This window comes from Phytomonospora sp. NPDC050363, from assembly GCF_040655735.1.
Classification (GTDB): domain Bacteria; phylum Actinomycetota; class Actinomycetes; order Mycobacteriales; family Micromonosporaceae; genus Phytomonospora.
The window spans coordinates 289717-307632 of record NZ_JBFAKK010000004.1 but is presented as its reverse complement, the minus strand read 5'-3'; the positions used below and the strand labels follow the sequence as shown (position 1 = coordinate 307632).

General features: G+C 62.3%; 23 protein-coding genes. 6 read left to right on the top strand and 17 right to left on the bottom strand.

Annotation, left to right across the window (positions count from 1 at the left end; all coding sequences use genetic code 11):
- Positions 1 to 174 precede the first annotated feature (174 nt).
- The 7 genes from AB0I28_RS12750 to AB0I28_RS12720 form a co-directional block, all read right to left on the bottom strand.
- On the bottom strand, positions 175 to 690 hold the full coding sequence (locus AB0I28_RS12750) for a hypothetical protein (protein WP_357492628.1): 516 nt from the start codon (positions 688 to 690) through the stop codon (positions 175 to 177).
- Entirely contained in the window at positions 683 to 1087 is a 405-nt protein-coding gene (locus AB0I28_RS12745; RefSeq protein WP_357492626.1) for a DUF433 domain-containing protein, read from the bottom strand. The genes AB0I28_RS12750 and AB0I28_RS12745 overlap by 8 nt, the downstream gene beginning before the upstream one ends.
- 350 nt (positions 1088 to 1437) lie before the next feature.
- On the bottom strand, positions 1438 to 1701 hold the full coding sequence (locus tag AB0I28_RS12740) for a hypothetical protein (protein WP_357492624.1): 264 nt from the start codon (positions 1699 to 1701) through the stop codon (positions 1438 to 1440).
- Positions 1691 to 1912 carry a hypothetical protein gene (locus AB0I28_RS12735; RefSeq protein WP_357492622.1) on the bottom strand — a complete coding sequence of 74 codons (222 nt, stop codon included), beginning with the start codon at positions 1910 to 1912 and terminating at the stop codon, positions 1691 to 1693. The genes AB0I28_RS12740 and AB0I28_RS12735 overlap by 11 nt, the downstream gene beginning before the upstream one ends.
- Positions 1913 to 2114: 202 nt before the next feature.
- Positions 2115 to 2405, bottom strand: a complete 291-nt coding sequence (locus tag AB0I28_RS12730; protein WP_357492620.1) for a hypothetical protein — start codon at positions 2403 to 2405, stop codon at positions 2115 to 2117.
- Positions 2402 to 3244 carry a phage antirepressor KilAC domain-containing protein gene (locus AB0I28_RS12725; protein ID WP_357492618.1) on the bottom strand — a complete coding sequence of 281 codons (843 nt, stop codon included), beginning with the start codon at positions 3242 to 3244 and terminating at the stop codon, positions 2402 to 2404. Before AB0I28_RS12725 ends, AB0I28_RS12730 begins: the two co-directional genes overlap by 4 nt.
- Positions 3241 to 3468 (bottom strand): helix-turn-helix transcriptional regulator, encoded by a 228-nt coding sequence (locus tag AB0I28_RS12720; protein ID WP_357492616.1) that lies wholly within the window; start codon positions 3466 to 3468, stop codon positions 3241 to 3243. The genes AB0I28_RS12725 and AB0I28_RS12720 overlap by 4 nt, the downstream gene beginning before the upstream one ends.
- A gap of 833 nt (positions 3469 to 4301) precedes the next feature.
- Between AB0I28_RS12720 and AB0I28_RS12715 the strand changes: the two genes are divergently transcribed.
- Complete coding sequence (locus AB0I28_RS12715) at positions 4302 to 4535, top strand: hypothetical protein (RefSeq protein WP_357492614.1); 234 nt, start codon at positions 4302 to 4304, stop codon at positions 4533 to 4535.
- A gap of 42 nt (positions 4536 to 4577) precedes the next feature.
- Here the strand turns inward: AB0I28_RS12715 and AB0I28_RS12710 are convergent, their stop codons facing one another.
- On the bottom strand, positions 4578 to 5069 hold the full coding sequence (locus AB0I28_RS12710; RefSeq protein WP_357492612.1) for a hypothetical protein: 492 nt from the start codon (positions 5067 to 5069) through the stop codon (positions 4578 to 4580).
- A 732-nt stretch (positions 5070 to 5801) separates the two neighbouring features.
- Here AB0I28_RS12710 and AB0I28_RS12705 point away from each other — a divergent pair.
- The 3 genes from AB0I28_RS12705 to AB0I28_RS12695 are packed head-to-tail and all read left to right on the top strand — an operon-like array spanning position 5802 to position 6483.
- Positions 5802 to 5957, top strand: a complete 156-nt coding sequence (locus tag AB0I28_RS12705; RefSeq protein WP_357492611.1) for a type II toxin-antitoxin system prevent-host-death family antitoxin — start codon at positions 5802 to 5804, stop codon at positions 5955 to 5957.
- Positions 5950 to 6243, top strand: a complete 294-nt coding sequence (locus tag AB0I28_RS12700; RefSeq protein ID WP_357492609.1) for a hypothetical protein — start codon at positions 5950 to 5952, stop codon at positions 6241 to 6243. The genes AB0I28_RS12705 and AB0I28_RS12700 overlap by 8 nt, the downstream gene beginning before the upstream one ends.
- A 60-nt stretch (positions 6244 to 6303) precedes the next feature.
- On the top strand, positions 6304 to 6483 hold the full coding sequence (locus AB0I28_RS12695) for a hypothetical protein (protein WP_357492607.1): 180 nt from the start codon (positions 6304 to 6306) through the stop codon (positions 6481 to 6483).
- Positions 6484 to 6716: 233 nt separating this feature from the next.
- Here AB0I28_RS12695 and AB0I28_RS12690 read toward each other — a convergent pair whose 3' ends face one another.
- Both AB0I28_RS12690 and AB0I28_RS12685 read right to left on the bottom strand, forming a co-directional pair.
- Positions 6717 to 6932 (bottom strand): hypothetical protein, encoded by a 216-nt coding sequence (locus AB0I28_RS12690; protein ID WP_357492605.1) that lies wholly within the window; start codon positions 6930 to 6932, stop codon positions 6717 to 6719.
- Entirely contained in the window at positions 6916 to 7182 is a 267-nt protein-coding gene (locus tag AB0I28_RS12685) for a hypothetical protein (RefSeq protein ID WP_357492603.1), read from the bottom strand. The genes AB0I28_RS12690 and AB0I28_RS12685 overlap by 17 nt, the downstream gene beginning before the upstream one ends.
- A 99-nt stretch (positions 7183 to 7281) precedes the next feature.
- On the opposite strand from AB0I28_RS12685, the gene AB0I28_RS12680 reads away from it, so the two are divergent.
- Entirely contained in the window at positions 7282 to 7527 is a 246-nt protein-coding gene (locus AB0I28_RS12680; protein ID WP_357492601.1) for a hypothetical protein, read from the top strand.
- Between the two features lie 40 nt (positions 7528 to 7567).
- Positions 7568 to 8101, top strand: coding sequence for a hypothetical protein (locus tag AB0I28_RS12675; RefSeq protein ID WP_357492599.1), 534 nt, complete (start codon positions 7568 to 7570; stop codon positions 8099 to 8101).
- 560 nt (positions 8102 to 8661) lie between these two features.
- On the opposite strand, the gene AB0I28_RS12670 is transcribed toward AB0I28_RS12675, so the two are convergent.
- The 7 genes from AB0I28_RS12670 to AB0I28_RS12640 all read right to left on the bottom strand — a co-directional run bounded on the left by AB0I28_RS12670 (position 8662) and on the right by AB0I28_RS12640 (position 17728).
- Positions 8662 to 8982, bottom strand: coding sequence for a hypothetical protein (locus tag AB0I28_RS12670; RefSeq protein ID WP_357492597.1), 321 nt, complete (start codon positions 8980 to 8982; stop codon positions 8662 to 8664).
- A gap of 8 nt (positions 8983 to 8990) precedes the next feature.
- Positions 8991 to 9836, bottom strand: coding sequence for a hypothetical protein (locus AB0I28_RS12665; protein ID WP_357492595.1), 846 nt, complete (start codon positions 9834 to 9836; stop codon positions 8991 to 8993).
- Positions 9833 to 10657: a tail fiber domain-containing protein gene (locus AB0I28_RS12660; RefSeq protein WP_357492593.1), complete on the bottom strand. Its 825-nt coding sequence runs from the start codon at positions 10655 to 10657 to the stop codon at positions 9833 to 9835. Before AB0I28_RS12660 ends, AB0I28_RS12665 begins: the two co-directional genes overlap by 4 nt.
- Positions 10650 to 13064: an alkaline phosphatase D family protein gene (locus AB0I28_RS12655; protein ID WP_357492591.1), complete on the bottom strand. Its 2415-nt coding sequence runs from the start codon at positions 13062 to 13064 to the stop codon at positions 10650 to 10652. The genes AB0I28_RS12660 and AB0I28_RS12655 overlap by 8 nt, the downstream gene beginning before the upstream one ends.
- Positions 13061 to 13981, bottom strand: a complete 921-nt coding sequence (locus AB0I28_RS12650; protein WP_357492589.1) for a hypothetical protein — start codon at positions 13979 to 13981, stop codon at positions 13061 to 13063. The genes AB0I28_RS12655 and AB0I28_RS12650 overlap by 4 nt, the downstream gene beginning before the upstream one ends.
- 130 nt (positions 13982 to 14111) lie before the next feature.
- Positions 14112 to 14603 carry a hypothetical protein gene (locus AB0I28_RS12645; protein ID WP_357492587.1) on the bottom strand — a complete coding sequence of 164 codons (492 nt, stop codon included), beginning with the start codon at positions 14601 to 14603 and terminating at the stop codon, positions 14112 to 14114.
- A 359-nt stretch (positions 14604 to 14962) separates the two neighbouring features.
- A complete protein-coding gene (locus AB0I28_RS12640; RefSeq protein ID WP_357492585.1) occupies positions 14963 to 17728 on the bottom strand; it encodes a phage tail tape measure protein in 2766 nt (921 codons plus the stop codon).
- Between the last annotated feature and the right edge of the window lie 188 nt (positions 17729 to 17916).

Here is a 17916-nt window from a genome sequence, read left to right as displayed (position 1 = left end):
AGTATCACCAACGGCGGGTATTGATACATCCAGGCCAGTTGACTACCGATACCCCGCATGTTCGCCGGCGGGTAGCCTCGACCCGCGTCGATCTGCCCCGAACGACGCAGACGCCCCGGCCGTAGTGGTCGGGGCGTCCTACCTGAGTTGGCGTGTTCGGTGGGATCCCAAGCCTCAGCCGCGAGAGTCGGGATGCTCCCGCAGGTACTCCGCACGCTGCTCCGCACCCACCCGCAGCACCTCATCCCGATCCCACCCATCCACCAACAGGTGCGGGTCCAGTGCTGTGTTCCAGTTGAATCGGACGTCCCTCGGTTCGAACTCTTCAGCCGTGACCGACAGGTACGGTTCCCCCTTGTTGAAGTGCACGGCTTCCGGTGCCCAAGACAGGCTGTAGAAGGGCCTCATGTCCACAGGGCCAGTCCGAAGCCGGATAGGGGCCACGAAGAACGGGTCCCCTAGCAGATCAGGGCTGTCATTGTGGACTGCCGCGTACGCGTTCGCATCCGCTTCGTTGGCGAACACGTCGTCCACGGAGGACGGATAGCCCCGGTAGCCCTGGAAGACGATGTACACGGTCGGCTCAGACCTCAGAACCTCGGCGGTCATCTCCTCCATGGAGATCGCACCCTCCCGGCCTTCCGTCTCAGCGGCGTCGGCTAGACGGTTCAGCCACGCATCCTCAGACATCGGTGACACCCCAGTCCCTCATCGTGTCCCGGAAGTTCTTCTCGAAGATCTCGTCCAGTGTCGGCTCAGGCTTCGACGGGTCATAGGCATCGCAGTGCCCGCACATCCCATCCATGAACGCCAGATGCCCCCGCTCTACGCACTCCGCTTGCTTTTCTTCCTCGGGTCGGTGCCAGTGCCAGTTCCAGACACCACGAGCTATCTCACCCGTGATCCCCGGGTAGTGCTCCGTGATCGCGTCGGGATGGACCCCGTCATTCAGTAGGTCCGTGACCTGTAGGGCAGGCAGGCGTGTTCCCTTCACGCACGGTTCACCGCCACGGATGCCCGGGTCGGACGTGACCCACTCGTTCGGGTCGGGGAGACGATCCCTGAGCCCTTCCAGCCAGTCAGGCATGGTGTTCCTCCCCTTCGGCTCTCCGTCGCGCCTGAATCGCAGCGCGAGCCCGTGCATCCCACCGACGGAGATTCCGTGCTTGCCTCATCGTCGGTTCCATCGACCGGTTCCACGGCTGAGCGGGCGGATTCGACACAGGAACGAACTCCGTCCGGCCATCCGAACCCCACGAGTAATTACGCAACCTGTGCCGCGTGATGTGGCCCCGCTTCAGAGCGCACCGCCAGTGGACCCAACCGCCTTCATCGGGTGTCCCACGCGGCTTGGTCCTGTGGTTGCAGTAGCCCGCGAAGAAGGCACGCGTGTCGTACCAGCGGTTCAAGAAGCGTCGGCGGAACACTCGCCAAGTCCTACGCATGGTGTTCCTCCCCGCCGGCTAGACGGGCACGCTCACGAAGCCAGTCATGCCCCTGGATAGGCCACGCCATCGGCCACCGGTCAGCGGCGTCCCGAAGGGCCTCCGCCTCGATCTGAGGACGGGCAGCGTCGATAACCGCATCGGCAATTTCCAGAGCGGCATCACGCCAGTCCTGTTCGCTAACGCCATCGGTGCTCGTATACCAGCGCGCAGCGACGTCAACGGCAGCCTGCTCGGGTGTCAGGTCAGACATCATCAGCCCCATCCCAGTCGTCCGGCGGGCCCTCAGCCAGCGCGGCAACGAACTTCATGAACGCAACCTCGATGCGGTCACGCTCCTCCTTGAGGATCAGGGGCCGGACAGCCTCAACCACACGGCGGGCCAGTTCCTCATCCGACACGAGGTCATCCGGGGACACCTCGATCACTTCCATGGCGGCCTTCTCGGCGGGCGTCAGGTCAGTCACCACGGCCCCCACGCAGTGAGGACGGCCAAGACGACGATGATGACGCCGCCAGCAAGCCCGGTCCCAACGAACCACAGGAAGCTCTTCCGAACCTCACAGCGCGTACAGGACTTCGGGACACATCGGCCCTCGTAGTGGAGTCGGTCCTGTTCGTGTAGCCGCAGGGTCAGGAACTTGGCTTCTGTCAGCTCGTCAGGGACCGTCACGACGCCTCCCCAGCGACAGGTAGGTGCTTGTGTTGATGGCAGTGGCCATACACGGACCTCCCGTGAGGGCACACGTAGTACTTCTCCACTAGCGCGTCGCCCTTGCCGAGTTCGCCAGCTTTGATCGCGGCGAGGGTCAGGGTCTTCTCCACTGCCTCAAGAGCAGCGGTGGCTTCCTGCCACGCGTCGAAGAGCGCATCGGGAATTTCCATGGCGTCGGGGTCGGTCGTCGCCTTCGTCAGCTCCACGTGCGGGTAGCGATCGTTCGTGTACAGGTCGACCTTCACGCCGCTTCACCCCCGAACAGGTCATCCTGGATCGGAGGATTCGCGCTACCCGACAACCGACGACGAAGCTCAGCGACACCCTTCAGCGTGACTCGCACCTGTGGAGCCGCGAGCTTTGAACCACCATTCCTGTGATCCGGACGGTCCTTCGGCAACGCCGACAACCAGCCCGACTTCACGGCATAGTGATACGGCCGCCACCGCTTGTCGCCACGGTTCCGGTGTGTCCACCGCATCTCACCAAGCTTCGCGAACAGCCTGTCCCGACCGATCTCGATGTCCACGTCACGCGACAAGATGTCCGCCGCGTCCTTCACCGACAGGTCACCTTCGATGGACGCGAGGACATTCCACGAGTCGGCGGCGGGCTCCAGTTCGAGAACCTTCGCCTCAGCCAGCTCTGCTCGCTCTTCGGCCTGATACCAGTAGAGCGCGAGTTCCTTCCGGGACAGGTTCTTGTCCTCGGCATCGAGCAGGTACGAACGGACCCGCCTCGCCACGTCAGAGTCACGCAGCAGCATCCCGACGTTGAGGATCGCCCGCTTCGTGAAGAGCTGGGCCGACGGTCGTCCACCACTGGGGTTTGGGGACAGGATGTCCCTAAACTCTTGACCAGCAACGGTGTACATCCCGTTGGTTTCCAGCTCGTCAGCGTGGCGCTGTGCCAGCTTCCTGATGGTCGCCTCAGCCACCTCGAAGTAAGTGGCGACGCCACCACGGTCGACGTGCAGGCCGTCGGGAAGGTACTGGAGGACCTTCACCTTGTCGAGGACGTCGGTGCGGTCCATGTGCTCACGGCGGAGGCTGGCCGACTCGACCAGCACCAGATCGGTACTCACGCCGCGACCGTCTCAGCGGCGTGGACCTCGTACAGGTCGTCCGTGGAACACCCGAGAGTGTCCGCCAGCGCCCCGAGGACCGACGCGGACGGCTGGGACATCTCGTACTCGTACGAGCGGATCACGTAGGGGCTACGACCCGTCGCCGCTGCAAGATCGTTATGGGTGAGTTCCTTGGCCTCACGGGCCTTCTTGAGTAGGATCCCACTGAAGTGCCTTGGCATGGCTTCTCCGCAAAGTTGCTGGTCAATTGGCATTTCGGCGCACGCTGCTAACGTGCGCAATCGGGTGGTGGGCCTGTGCGGGGACGGCTATCCCCGGCACTGGCAAGTGCGTTCAGGCCCGCCATCCCCCGCAACGGGGACGACTGGATCTTTCTCCGTCTGACGCTATACGAACGCGGATGCGGACACAAGGCGAACCTCCGAAAAGCGGTTGTCGGTTCAGTCTCGTCCGTCTCAGTGTCCATTCTGTGACGTTCCGTATAACTTCGATTGGCTGCCTATATCGGCAACTGACCGAAAGGCTGAGGCGTCTGGTCGCCGAGCGTCTCAGCAGGTCACACCGGGTCTCATCCCGCACCACTCCAGCCCTAAGGATGCCTTTACACAAGGCCAGGGAATGTGTAGAGCCACCTTTCACCCCCCTGAGAACCCCCGAGAACCTGGGCCATGGTGCGCCCTGATGAACCGCCGAGCCTGTGGACATTCCTGTGGACACTCTTGGACGCTCTCGGAATTGCAGGCGAGTGCAACTCCATGCAGCCGTGTGCAGTCCGGAGCAACACGGAACAACGCGGAACAGCACGGAACATTGAGGGCACGAAAAGAGCCCCCGGTCCGAAGACCGAGGGCCGACCACCTCACCTACCCGAAGGAGAGACCAGGGTCTCTTCTCAGCGAAGTGGAACGTTTGAGCCGGGCTAGCCGGCGGACTGGCACCTATCCACACACAGGTGTGGTGCAGCGCCACAATCAGTGTACGTCACCCACCCGACAGACACGGGCCACGCGAGACACCACACTAGACACGTCAGGGGGCTGACAGAGGAGCACGCATGGGGAAAGTCAGCTACTCACTCACCAGCGGGGCACAGGCCCAGTACAAGAAGCTCAGCAGCGGTGACAAGAAAACCGTCGACGGGATGATCTCGAAGATCACCAGCAACACCAGGATCGGCGCGGCAGTGAAGGGTTCGGACCAACGGACCTACACGCAAGGCCGCATCAGCATCGACTACACGGCCCTCGCGAAGGGCACGCACATCCTCGTCATCCGCGTCAACGCATAGCGAAACGGCCCCGACCGTGATGGTCGGGGCCGTCCCATGTCCTCACATGCCTTTGACGAGGACACCCTGCTCGTACAGCACCTCTAGACGCCCCTCCCCGATCGCTGCTTCCACTGTCTCCGTGAGAGCCGCGATCTCCGCAGCCTCCTCCAGAGTCGTGTTCAGTTCCCGATGCCACGCCCCTACGAGGCACCACAAGCCGTTCCAGTCCCGGGACTCCCGAGCTTCCCAGCACTCGACCCGCCAAGCGTTCGCGAACTCCCACTCCCTGCCGGACTTCTCGCCGGCGAGAGCATCCATGACCGTCCCAGCCGTCAACGTGCCTGTCATGGCCGTGTATTCACTGCGTGTCGCCTCGACAGCTTCACTGCCCCCGGTCCAGTAGCGGCAGACGTGGAGCATCAGCGGCTCCAGGTCCATGTCCCCCTCAGCGACCTTGAGAGCCTGCCCCCACTCCATGTCGAAGCTCGCCTTCATGTCGGCGTCGAGGCGCGTGTACGTCTCGGCCCCGGTCAGCATCACCAGATACTCCATCCACCCAGCATCCCAGTGTTAGACCAGACGTGACGGACAGAACGTCCCAGGTTTGGTGTGACACTCCAGCCCGTTACCGCTGGTCAGATCAGTCGTTGACCGGGCATGGACGATGACGACGAATGCGTAGACCACCTCGAACGCGGCACCACCGCAGAGGAACTAACCCCCGATCAGCCGGCGGAAGAACCCGTTGAGCCCTTCGGCACCTTCTAGCTTGTCTGATCATCCGATAGGCGACCCGCCAGTAACTACTCACTGTCAACAGGTGAGCGAACATTTCATTGGCCTCCAAGAGGCGTACGGGAACGGCTACCCCGACCCGAAGGACGTCCACGGGGCGTTCCTCCCGTCCGGAGAGGTTCGGACCCCGCACATCTGTGTTCCGGAGTGCCGACCTGGCACGACCACGGTGGATGTCCTCACGGGGCTCCCTGAGTACCTGCGGGGTGTCGACCAGGCCGCACTGAAACGGCAGTTGGAGTTCCTGGCCGTACGCGCCTGTCGGTGTGGCCAGAGCGCGTGGGTCGTGGAGCCGCACGGGACGGGGTTCAGCATCGCTTGTGGGGAGTGCGATCGGCCAGCCCCGGGCCCTGATGGGGGCTAACCTGGAGGCTGCGGAGCGGAGCGCCCTCACCCTGATCGGGTGGGGGCGTTTGCCTGTTCGGGCAGTCATCAAAGGATCATGACCCAACCCTTGCCGCTCCACCTTAAGTAACTTAAGGTTGGTTCATGGACAAGGAAATCGGGATCGAAGAAGCCAGGAAGACACTCGGCGACCTCGCCAACCAAGTCCACTACCAAGGCGGGCGAATCATCCTCACCCGCAAAGGCAAACCCATCGCCGACATCGTCCCCCACACGCCCCAAGGAGATGACGATGAGTGACCTCCACCAGCAGGCCCACGAATTCGCCCGGACCCAAGTCCAGCGGAAGTTCTCGCAAGCCGCTGAGGAACTGATCGAACTCGCCGCCCGGATCCAACGCCAGGGCGACCAGCTCGGAACCGAACAAGGAAACCTCGCCGGGCGCCGCAACGCCCACACCGCGTACAGCTCCATGGCAGCCAGGGTCGTCCAGGACATCAACATGACGACCGCACAGCTCATGCTGAGCCAGCTCATCACCCAAGCCGCCGAAGCCGACGTGATGCGAGCCCTCGCAGGCGAGTAACGCAGTGAGACCCGGATGCTGGAACCACCCGGGTCTCCCCAACAGCATAGGGAGACACACATGAAGATCAAAGTCAGCCTCACCATCGAAATGACCCCCGAACAGATGAAGGACTTCTACAACGAGTACGGGAACGCTCGTACCGCCGCCGAGATCCGAGAAGACGTCAAAGAACACGTCCGGTGGATGATCATGGAGTCCACGTACGGCGAGTTCTTCAAGAGTGTGGAGCTGTCGTGACCCTCGCCTAGGCACAGCAAGGAAGCCCCACCACCCGAAGGCAGTGGGGCTTCTACATGGCAACTAGCTCGGCAACTGTCGGACGCTATTCAGGGTTCAGGCCGAAAACCTGAACATCGAGACCCGACGTTCAACCTAAACCGGGGTTTGCTTGAACGTTGCGCCCAGAACTGGGCGCAGCTGGGAGCAAACTGGGCGCAACTTGGAACTGTCAGGTCGACAGTTCCATTCGGCTACGGCGCCGGCGGGACCTTCGCGGTCGGGGTCACCTTCCGGCGAGCCCACCACGCAGCAACCAGAGGCGCCACAACAGCCACCACACCCAAGATCGCGGACTGCTGCACATCGGTGAGGGTCAGCCCGAACGACACGGCAGCGGCTAGCACAGCGGCACCCACCGCGACAGCTACAGCCCGGATCGCGAGCGGTTCATTAGTCTTGAGGCTCATCAGCTTTCTCCTTCTCCGCGACCGTGGCCGCCTTGTGCTTCCGCCAGTACCGCAGCCCGAAGTGGACGGCGAGCCATCCCGCGAGACCCGCGATCAGGAGCGCCGTGATCTCACCGGGAACGTGTCGGACGATCAGATCCGTCCACGGGTCGGTTGCGTCGTCCCCATCGAACGAGCCCCACACCTCAAGGCCGATCACAACAGCGGTCAAACCCAAGAACAGGGTTCTCCACACGGTTGCCTTGGTCATCTGGCCTACTCTCTTGATCCGTTAGGCGCTCAGCGTTGATCTCAGGACGTTTACGCAGGTCAATCCATATTTGTTGACACCAACGATATGGTTCGGGGCATGACGCACGCCCATACCCGCCGATGGATCATGCGCAACAGGTGGCAGTACCAGCCCGAGTTGGGACCACCGCACATCGTTGAGTACGTCGTCCTAGAGGGCGGCCGGTACGGGGTCCTGTGGGCACGAGGCGACCAGCTACGCGTACGGGGCGGCATGGACCGGCAAGACGCCGAAACCGCCGCGAAGGAAGCCCGAGAGAAGATCGCACCCGATGGGGCGTGGGTCGACATGAGCATCCTGTGAAACCCGCCAGTAGGTAGACCCACAGGCGGATGATCAAGGCATGAACCGCGAACTCAACCAACGTGAGTACGAGATCATGAAATACATCGTCCTCAAACAGATCGGCGGCGGAGACAGAGCAGTCTCAAGCCCAGTGGAGGAAGTCGCCACCAGAACCGGCTACACCCCCAACGAAGTGACAGCAGTCGCCAAGACGCTCAAGGTCGCCTGGATTCAGAGAACCGAACCCACACGCGGCACCCTAGACATAGCCACCGTGCCCCAAGCCGTACGCGACTACATCATTCGCAACCAGGTCAGCCCCAACGCGATCACTGTCCTAGGCGCCATCATCGAGCACCGAGGCCCGCTCCCCATCAGCGGCGAATCCACAGACAAACTAGCGGCCATGACCGGACTGGGCCGTAACGACGTCAGCCGTGGCATCAGCGAACTCATGGCCGCCAAGCCCCAACTCATCGAAGTGGTCAGCAACGTAGACAAGGAGTCACACGAGATCGCTGCCACGCGGCGAGGATGCGAACTCTGGCCGATCCACCGGGCACGCCGTCAGTCCAGCAGCCCCGGCGAATAGCACGGGCCAGCATCCGCGTCCTCAGTGCCATCCGAGTACCCCACCCACCAACGCCAGCCCGCATCAGTTTCACGGCACTCCACATCGGAGATACCGCGCCCATCGGCGCCATCAGCCCCGGCCGCACCAGGCGGACCCACTGGGCCGGCGGGACCTGTCACGGACTCACCATCAGTCCCGTCATCCCCATCCACGCCCGGTTCACCAGACGCACCAGGGAAGCCCCGTTCGCCCACGCACGGCCCAGCCGAATAATCCGCTGACCCGTCCGTGTACCGCACAACCCACGAACCAGCCGAGCACTCCGTAGAAGCCACACCCCGCCCCGGCCGCCCCTCAGGGCCACGCAGAGACGGATCCTTCAACAGCTCCTCAACCGAGGGCGTGACAGGCTCCCGCCCGTCGTCCACAGCCGCCTGCTGCTCTGCTGTCAGTGCCTCCGCAAGAGCATCAACCCGCTCCGACTGGCGAGACACCGCCAACAGCACCCACAACACCAGCCCCGCACACACCAGCATCGCCGTGTACGGCAGCCACTCCTTACTACGAAACAGTCTCATTCACACAGCCCCTGATCTGGTGATGAACTGGACAACCAACGCGAGACCCGCCGCGATCACAGCGCCCCACACCATCCGGCGATTCGCTCGCTGATCCGACTCAGTCGTCTTCTGCCGCTCCTCCACCGCTTTCGCGAACGCATCGAACGTGGTCACGAGAGTTGTTAGCTTCTCGGCAACCGACTGGCGTTGAGCGTCGTACACGTCAACGCGTACCCGCCGGTCCAGTTCGGCCCGGAGGCCCGCGATGTCGTCCTTGATTTCGGTACCGAGAGCCGCGATCTGTCGACCTAGCTCCGCGTTGGTGACCTCACCACTCACATCGCCCCCTACTGGCCGTTGCTGTCCAGGCGCTCCCGGATCACGGCCACGACCTCATCAGCCGTGACCTCACCCGACACGAGTTCACGCAGCCACTCCCGCATGTCCGCGAGGTCAGCGGCATGAGCCGCAGCAAGTTCATCGATCCGAGCCAGAATCGCAGCGGAGTCCACGTCACCAGCGACGGCCTGGAGGATCGCGACGTCCCGCGCTTTCGCGGCGGCCGCCTCTACCTCTAGGTTGTGGATCCCGTCCCACATGGCACCGAACCCGAACGACCGGTGAACAGTCTTGTTGGACTTGAAGTCCCCGCGCCACGGGCGGTTCGGCATGTCATCGACATCGAAGAACCCAGCCATTGTTTCGTCTTCCTCTCCTTCGACGTACCTCTTGAAGAGGCCGACCTTGTCCCGAGACTCCGAGTCCCGGAAGTAGCTGATGTGGGTGTGGTACCTGTGCGAGTCGTCGCCGGAGTTTCGCCGGCCCAACCGGTCCCAGCGCTTCACGCTCCGTCCGTCCGGGGAGTAGATGACCTCCCGGATATCCCGCGTGTCCGGTGCCCCTGCCTTGCACTGCTCCACCAGCCACGCTGAGAAGTGCTTCAGGTCCCGCTTCTCGCCGCCGATGGTCTTCGAGAACGACCCGACATCCAGGGCAGCCGCAGCGAGCGTCGGACCCCGGTCCCTACTGGACTCCACCACTGAGTAGTCACCAGACACAGTCCGGTCCCTGCCGCAGTGGTAGCCGCCCCAGTGAGCTGAGTCGCCGACGATCCCCACCCCGGCACCCGGGACGCCCAGGGCCGCGATGATGTACTTCCGGGCCGCTAGCAGCGGTTCAGGTGCGAACGTCATGCGCTGGCCTCCAATGCTTCGAGTCGAGCCGTGAGATCAGCGATCTGCCGCTGCTGACGCTGCACAAGAGCCACAATCGGCGCCGAGATCTGGCCATACGCCAAACCCTCAGCCTCACCAGACTCAGCGTCGCGGGTAACCAGAATGTCCAACCCGTCCTCGGACACCTCCTCAGCAATGAAGCCGAGATAGCGACGTGTCGTGTCCGGGTTCTCAGCGACCTCGGCCCGGTCACGCCACTTCCGGGGACGCAGCCTCAACGCCGCATCCGCGAGAGAATCCAAATCCGGCGCCTCGACGTCCTGCTTGTACTTCGACGCCGAAGTGGAGCGTCGAATCTGCCCGTTCGTTTCGATCACACAAGACGCCGGGTTCGACGTCGTGCCATGCGTGATGTACGTCGCCGACCCGTACGCCTCAGCATCGAGGACGATCCCAGCCGAGTACACCCACGTCGCGTGCAAGGGATCGCTGGGCGACCCAAACCGGATCTGGCCGTTACCGTCAGCGTTTTCCTGAGCCGCGAGAACATCCCGCCCGTCGGACGTCTCAACGAGGATCCCGCGACCCGTCACATCATCCGTGGTCGACGACAACAACCGGCCGATGAAAACACTGCTGTTGCCGTTCGGGTGATCCACCCGAACCGATCCGCCGTCCTTGACCCTGATGTCAGTACCGTCATTGAGGGTGATACCGCCTTCACCAATGGTGGAGGCTGCCAGGGAGCGCGCTGTGCCTTCAAGCTTCGTGCGTTTCGCGACGCGTTGGATATCTCGGGACACGTTCCCTCTCGGCTGGTGGCGAGCGAACTTACCCATCTCGGCCCTCCAGGATCAGCGAGATCGTGCCAGCGAGCAGATCCAAGTCCCACGAGATCAAACGCCCTTGCCCCTTGATGCCGTTCGGGTGCCCGTGACCGGTCAGGTCGTAGCCCACGTCATCACCCAAACCCCAGTCCAGGTTGATGCGAGGAAACGCGTCCCAGCGGGCTTTGATGTCCACCGACACGGCACCCTGACGGGACCGTGCGAGTTCCGCAGTCGCGTAGGAGTCGAGGACTGCTTTCACGCGAATGTCAGTCGCCGGCTGGAAATGCCGTTCGAAAATCGGCCGACCCTGGCCAAGCGTTTCGGTGTCCCACACCGGGGACGACGCGGGTTGTGCATCGTCCTGGCCTGAGGAGTAGGCGACAACATAGTTCGCGCCATGCTCGGAGGTGAAGTCCTCCCGAATCTGGTACGACGCATCCGATGTTCCCTGCGCCGAGAACACTGATGGTGCGGTGATCTCGAAAACAGAGTGCGGTGTCACGGAGGCTTCACCAAGTCGCTTCCTGACACGCCCGATCCACTCCAGCGACGTCATCCGAGACGATGTCCACTCCAGGTCGACAGTCCACTCAGGGCCATCGTCGAGGTCCATAAGCTCCGTGAGACAGTCGTACACGGATTTCCGGTCGGTCAGCTTGTACTCGATAGACCGGAGAGTCCCTGTGGGTGGGGCATCAATGAGCATCCCGATCCCGATGCCCACGCCGAGCTTGTCGCCCGCTTGAAGCAACAAGTTCCGGGCGATCACCGAGGATTCATCCACGTTCGTGTACGGGCCAAGTTGCCCCACGATCCGGCGTTCGAGGTAGCCCTCAAGCGTCGCAACGCCGAGCTCCAAGGTCCCTTGTGTCCCGTACTGGCGAGACAGGATCGTCCCGGCCCACGTGGGTCTGTCGTTGACGATCGCCACGATCGCGACGTTCGCGAGCGACGTTGACCCGAGAATGTTCCTGCGCGACGCGGGACCAGATGTGACCAGTGGAGTCGTGAGGCTCGATGACGTGTACTCGCCCAAGGTCCGGGAAATCGACCCCATCAGGTCAGGGAGTTCGTCAACGATCTCGCGGGTCGCGAGGTTCACCGCCAGCCACGTGACACGAGACTGGAGCCGTGCCTCACTAGGTGCTGGAGGTGCGGGTCCGGGGTCCTGCTCGACCACGACCGTGGTCGTGTACGAGTTCCACGATGACGTGGTGTACGACGACCCGACGGACGTCGTGATCATGCCTGTGGTGGTGATCGAGATCTGGTCACCCAGATCGGTGACGTCGACCTTCATCCACCGGCCGCGACCAGGCGAGAAACCCCGGTCGTACTGGCGGTCAACCACGTTGCTGTAGCTGTCGAGAGCACCAGCCAACATGGTCGGGAACCCGCCCGGATTGTTCACACCACTGTCGATAGCGAGGGCGTGCCGGTCACCACAGACCATAATCATCCGGTCGGACCAGCCAGTGCTGTCGAACATCTCGATTAGCTGGTCACGTTCGAGCGAGAACCCGCCCCACTTGTCGTTCGAGGTGCCCAGCCACGGCGTGGGGTTCAGGATGATCAAAAACTCCGCCGTGCTGCTGGTGAGGATCTGCTGTGTCCAGTCCAACTGGACCTGCCCCAACATCGTGTGACCCTCAATGTCAGGCTCACTATTGGGGTCCCGGAACGTTCGGGTGTCCCACTGGATCACCTGGACACGGCCGACCTGCCACGACTGGTACACACCAGACGAAGGCAGCTCGTAGGAGGGCATGCGTTCGCGGTAGACCTGGTTCACGGCAGCATTCGACGCGGCTGTCCGGTCGGAGTTGTCGCCACCGAAATCGTGGTCGTCCCACACGTACGTCCACGGGATGTTCCGGTACAGCGTCCCCTGGAGGGACCCGGATCCGAGGCCGTTGTATGTGAGGGTGTCGTTCCATCCCGTACGGAAGTTCGCGACACTGTTCGTGGCGTAGTTGCGGTAGTCCTTGTCACCGATGTGCGAAAACCACAACACACCCGACGTGCGGATCGCGGAGAAGACCTTATGGTTGGACTGCTGCGAGGTGACGACTTCACCCGGTGAAGTCGCACCAGTCTGGCCGGCGCAACTGCTCACCGCGAAGCTGAAAGACGCCTCCGACCCGACCGTGGGGAACGTGCGGAAAGCGCCCCGCCACGACACCGACAGGACCCCAGTGTCCTCAACATCCCAGTAGTACTGGGTGTCAGGAAGAAGGCCATTGACGGGGAGGACAACGATCCCGTCCGTCGTCGGAGTCACCGCAGCCGTGTACGTCGGGGAGCTGAACGTCGGGTCCGTGTCGACCGCCAGACGAGCACTGGTGCCCGTGATCTTCGCGCGGACCTCAGCGGCCTCCTGAGTGACCGCACCGACCATCGAGTACGTGACCGTCACGCCGCAGCCCTATACGACAAGACAATACGAAGCGCAGCATTCGCGGACGTGAGAGAGTTCGTAGGCGCCCAAGACCGCAGCGACACAACACCCGCAGTGGAGATCGAGCATTCCCCGAACCCGTCACCGTTACCGCAAGACGCGTACGCGGTAGACAACGGGAACAAAGAAGCGGGAAGAGTCGCGACCGCGAGGTCCGGGGAGACGTTACCCGACGCATACGTCAAGTCCCCACCCGTCCGGTTCATGCTCAAGACACCAGTCACGATCGGGCCAGTAGTCACCACCGCCGACAAGGCAGAAGTAGACCAACCCGTCGCGGCCGTATAGCCACCCGTCACCACAGTCGGGACGCGCGCGATTTCCTCCCACGCCGAACCCGAGTAGCGCATCAACTTGTTCAGCGCGGCATCATCGGCGTACATGCCCTCATAGAGACCAAGAGTCGGGAACTCCGACGCCGTGCGCCCAGGGAGGATTCCCGAATGCAGCGACGACATCGGCGCGTCATACACGACAGTCGGCGACGTCGACCCGCCCGTGAGAGTGATCGTCGCCATCTGCACAACGAGCTTCGAGGCAGGCAGCGAAGGCGCACCCGACCCCGCTGTCCCCGTGAGATAGACAGTGTCGGCCTTGTACAGGCCATCACCGTCAATGTCGGTGTCCCACACCCTCGCATAGACCTTGTCGACGCGAGTCAGCGAAGCGTGCGCAGTGGGAACCACGAAAGCCTGAGCCGTCCCGTAGAACAGTTTCACGCCCACCGTGGAAGTGATCGGAGCGTGAACGATTCCTTTGTAGTCGAGGACGTTCACGGTCATGCCCGTGTTCGTGACACGATCCCCACCGCCCGGGTGAATGCCACTCCTTGCACCCCAAGCGTTCGTGCCGCCCTGGGGGAAGAAGTTCGACATGTTCCGGCACCACTCGGACGGATCCAAAGAAGCCGACGCGACACCAAGGGGGTCAGTTGCAGCCATCACCACTCCACGACAAATAGCCCCAGCCAAGGGGTAATGGGTTAAGAAAGGAAAAGAGGTGGGTCTACCACCAAGCGGAACGGAAAGTCACCGTCAAAGAACCGACACCCTCAGAGCACCGGTACCGGACAACACTCGTCCCCACCGGAGCCAGCGGCCAATCCCCGTACATGTAGCCCCGCTGATTCGCCTCACCGTTGTAGTACACGGTCCGGGCAGCGGTGTCGATATCGAGCCAGTCACCACTGGCGACAGTCGTCGAGACAGTCAACGTCCGCACCGAATCGCCTTGTGTCACAGTGACAGAAGGGTCCTTGCAGGGGCCATCGATACGGAAACGCAAACCCGCCTCAACGGTGCCCTCATTGACAAGGTCCGCTTCACCACCAGTGAGGCTCGACCCGATCACGAACGGGAACGTGAACGGCAGCGACCAGCCACCCACCCACGACGGGGGTGTAATCGGACCAACCACCGTCTCATCACCCGCATAGATCAACGGGTCAGGACACACAAACGCGCACTGCGTCCGGGCGAACCCCAGTCCGATAGTCACCGGGTCAGGATCAGCCATCCGAGGACGCCCGAACATGACGTACTCACGCCCACCCAGACACCACCGCAGCTCAACATCCCCACCAGTCCCCACCGCAGCAAACGCAGCAGCCAGAGTCTGATGACACTCCAACCACCCAGCAACCGTGTTCGACGAACCCCGCACCATCACAGGGATCGGAACCACGGCCTCCGCCGCCCACTCCGCACCAGACCAAGAACCGTGCGCCCACGACCGTTCACCAGTCGCTGGCGTACGGGCATTCCGGACCCACGGATTGAACGTGTTCAGCACCTCATAGCGGGTGCCGGGCCCCATCAGGAGAGACCCGACCTGGACCTGTTCCTCAGCGAGGGGCATCAGACGACACCCCACTTCGCGAACTCACCCTTGACCTGACTCAGTGAGAAGTTATCGGAGTACGCCTGGATCGTCGCGTTGATCGTCGTCCCAGCCGACTGGACCACAGTCGGGCCCGTGTTCATCCCGAACCGTTTACCAACCTCAGCCCAGATCTCAGTGGACCGCTCGCGCTTCGCCGGCGACAAAGGAATATACGCCTCACCACCGGTTTCGTCCTCAGCCCACACACGCCACGCCCCAGCAGGAGCGATCTGCGCAATATGGTTCTCGCGGCGCATACCGCCACCCGCATAGAACTCGACCATCCCGCCGTCAGCGAAATCAGCACCCAGCTTCGAACGCGTCCACTGCTCGTTCACATAGATCGTCGTGTTCTTGTACTCAGGGATCATCTGGAACCGGCGAATCAACTTATCGAGATCGTTAATGACACCATCAGCGTTCGTGTCAAGGTTCACGAAGATCGAGGACGGCATCTTCGCGTACGTCTCGATCAGGTTGTCCACAACAGTCTCATTCATGCCCGCGTCGAGCATGCTCTTACGGAGTTGGCCGATGTAGCCGTCGTAGACCTTCGTCGCGTCGAGAACCGAACCGGTCTCCAGGTACTTCGCATTCGCTGCCGCAGCCGCAGCTTCAGCCCCATCCAGGAGGCCCTGCTTCGCTTCGCGACCCTTCTCCGTGTTCACATCCATCGACCCGTTGGAGGCTTCAATGGCTTCCCGGAAGTCATCCACAGCCTGCTCAGCATCGATCTCCGCGCCAGCGAACTCAGTCGCCGCGCCATTCAACGCCTCGAAGACATCAACGAGAGACTGGCCCTGATTCATGGCCTCAGTCAAGGAACCCGCCATCGTCTGCGCGTTCGACCCGACAGTCCCAAAGCCCTGCGCGAGCCCAGTGTTCGCGCTCTGCGCAGCCAGGACAGCAGCCGAGTACAACGGGAACGCCGCGTTAACCTGCTCCTGCGTCATCCCCAGCGCGATGAGCTTGTCCCGCAGATCAGCAAACGATGACGCAGCTTGACCCGCATAACCGTTCTGTGTCATCTGAGCAAAAGCCTCATCCGCCGGCCCCGCAGAAGCCGTCAGCTTCTCCAGCGCGTCAGCAGTCGTAAGCACCTGCTCCGGGACGTCTTCCCACACATACCCCAGGTTCGATGAATCGATGTTCGGTGCACCCTGCGCCTTGATCTTCTCCGCTTCGGCACTGATCCACGCGACACGCTCAGCGAGCTTCCCGAAATCGGCTCCGTACTGTTCGCCGACCTTCCCGGACAGTTCCCCGGACGTAGCGAAACCCCGCAGGGCAGCCGACACTTCGTCGATCTCCAGAGCGAGAGGTTTCTCCCCATCGTTCCGGAAGAACGAGTCACGAAGCCCAGCCAAGACAAGCTCGACCCCAGCGATCAGGGCAATCAAACCGACCGTGCCCATCGTGAACCGCATCGCGACACCGAGAGCCGTCATCGCCTTCGCCGCAAACTGGCCCATCGCGCCCATGCCGAGCAGCGCTGCTTTCGTGGCAATGAACGCTGGAACAAGCTTGACCGTTAGAAGCAGCAAACCGGTGATGGCACCCGACAAGACCATGAACCACGTGATTGTGGTCTGCACAGGGCGAGGAAGCGCCCCGAACCAGTTCACAACACCCGTGAGGGCCTTCGTGATGTCCCGAAGCGCGCCAGACAGGCCCGACCCTGAACCGATAAGGGCACCCTCCAGGGCGCCCTTCAGTTTCTGCAAGTCCCCCATGAGGTTGTCGTTCTTGAGGGCCGCTTGCTCTGCGGCATACCCCGAATCGTTAACCTTGTCGATCCAGGACTGAATACCGTCAGCGCCCTGCTCGTAGACGATACTCGCAGCACGAACAGCGTCGGCCCCGAAAATCGTGGTCAAAGCGGCGTTGCGCTGCTCAGCGCTGAGGCCACTCAGAGAGGACTTCAGCTGGCCAGCGAAGTTCGCGAGCCCCACAAACTTGCCCTGAGCGTCATATGCGTCAATACCGAGAGAACGCATCTTCTCCGCTGCTTCAGCCGTCGGACCGGAAAGACGCATCAACATGGTCTTGAACGACGTACCCGCATCCGAACCGATCATGCCCGAGTTAGCGAACGCGGCAAGAGCACCCGTGGTCTCTTCAATGGACAAGCCAGTTTGATGCGCAACCAGACCAGTCTGATTAAGCGCCTGCGCCATATCCTTCACTTCACCCTGGGCTTTGCCCGCACCCGCTGCCAACAAGTCAGCGATATGCGGTACAGCCGTAGCCTCAAGACCGAACATGGACATAGCGGAGGCAGCGTTCTCGGCGGCCTCACCGACAGCCATCTCACCAGCCGCAGCCAAATCCAGTGCACCCTTCAGGCCACCCTCAATGATCTGCTGAGCCGACAAAGATGCCTTACCCAACTCCGTGACGGCCTGCGCCGCTTCCGTCGCCGAGAAGATCCCGCCACGCCCAGCCGCCAGAGTCGCATCCTTCAACGAGTCCATCTGAGAAGACGTAGCCCGAGTCGCGGCCTGCATCTTACTTACGGCCTGCTCGTACTTCGCGGCGGCCATGACCGATGCGACAAGAACAACGCCGAGCCCGACACCAATTGCCTGAAGGCCATTCTCGATCTCGTTCAGCTTCGACGACTTGCTGAGCTTCACCCACTCCTTGCTGAAGTCCTGCACGTTCTTCGTGAGGAGCTTCACCCGCGCCGAAGACCCACCAATGTCGACTTCGAGTTCAGTCTTGACGGTCCTAGTCGCCATCGACCCTCCTCACGATCCGGAACACAGCGGAAGGGTGATGGACATTCGTGGCAGTCTCGTGAGCGATCGACCGGGCCGTACAGGAATGGCAGCGGATCGCGTCCGTCAAGTACGCGTCCTCATTCGCTTGGTCCGTGGTCTCTGACCACAGGCCACCACACCCGCTGCAAATGTCGCCCTGGTACAGG

Coding starts and splice junctions, on each gene's coding strand:
- AB0I28_RS12720 (WP_357492616.1), bottom strand. CDS start 3,468: ATGCCAAGGCACTTCAGTGGGATCCTACTCAAGAAGGCCCGTGAGGCC.
- AB0I28_RS12740 (WP_357492624.1), bottom strand. CDS start 1,701: ATGATGTCTGACCTGACACCCGAGCAGGCTGCCGTTGACGTCGCTGCG.
- AB0I28_RS12665 (WP_357492595.1), bottom strand. CDS start 9,836: ATGACGTTCGCACCTGAACCGCTGCTAGCGGCCCGGAAGTACATCATC.
- AB0I28_RS12660 (WP_357492593.1), bottom strand. CDS start 10,657: ATGGGTAAGTTCGCTCGCCACCAGCCGAGAGGGAACGTGTCCCGAGAT.
- AB0I28_RS12680 (WP_357492601.1), top strand. CDS start 7,282: ATGACGCACGCCCATACCCGCCGATGGATCATGCGCAACAGGTGGCAG.
- AB0I28_RS12705 (WP_357492611.1), top strand. CDS start 5,802: ATGGACAAGGAAATCGGGATCGAAGAAGCCAGGAAGACACTCGGCGAC.
- AB0I28_RS12675 (WP_357492599.1), top strand. CDS start 7,568: ATGAACCGCGAACTCAACCAACGTGAGTACGAGATCATGAAATACATC.
- AB0I28_RS12685 (WP_357492603.1), bottom strand. CDS start 7,182: ATGACCAAGGCAACCGTGTGGAGAACCCTGTTCTTGGGTTTGACCGCT.
- AB0I28_RS12650 (WP_357492589.1), bottom strand. CDS start 13,981: ATGTCGAACTTCTTCCCCCAGGGCGGCACGAACGCTTGGGGTGCAAGG.
- AB0I28_RS12700 (WP_357492609.1), top strand. CDS start 5,950: ATGAGTGACCTCCACCAGCAGGCCCACGAATTCGCCCGGACCCAAGTC.
- AB0I28_RS12750 (WP_357492628.1), bottom strand. CDS start 690: ATGTCTGAGGATGCGTGGCTGAACCGTCTAGCCGACGCCGCTGAGACG.
- AB0I28_RS12745 (WP_357492626.1), bottom strand. CDS start 1,087: ATGCCTGACTGGCTGGAAGGGCTCAGGGATCGTCTCCCCGACCCGAAC.
- AB0I28_RS12640 (WP_357492585.1), bottom strand. CDS start 17,728: ATGGCGACTAGGACCGTCAAGACTGAACTCGAAGTCGACATTGGTGGG.
- AB0I28_RS12710 (WP_357492612.1), bottom strand. CDS start 5,069: ATGGAGTATCTGGTGATGCTGACCGGGGCCGAGACGTACACGCGCCTC.
- AB0I28_RS12690 (WP_357492605.1), bottom strand. CDS start 6,932: ATGAGCCTCAAGACTAATGAACCGCTCGCGATCCGGGCTGTAGCTGTC.
- AB0I28_RS12715 (WP_357492614.1), top strand. CDS start 4,302: ATGGGGAAAGTCAGCTACTCACTCACCAGCGGGGCACAGGCCCAGTAC.
- AB0I28_RS12695 (WP_357492607.1), top strand. CDS start 6,304: ATGAAGATCAAAGTCAGCCTCACCATCGAAATGACCCCCGAACAGATG.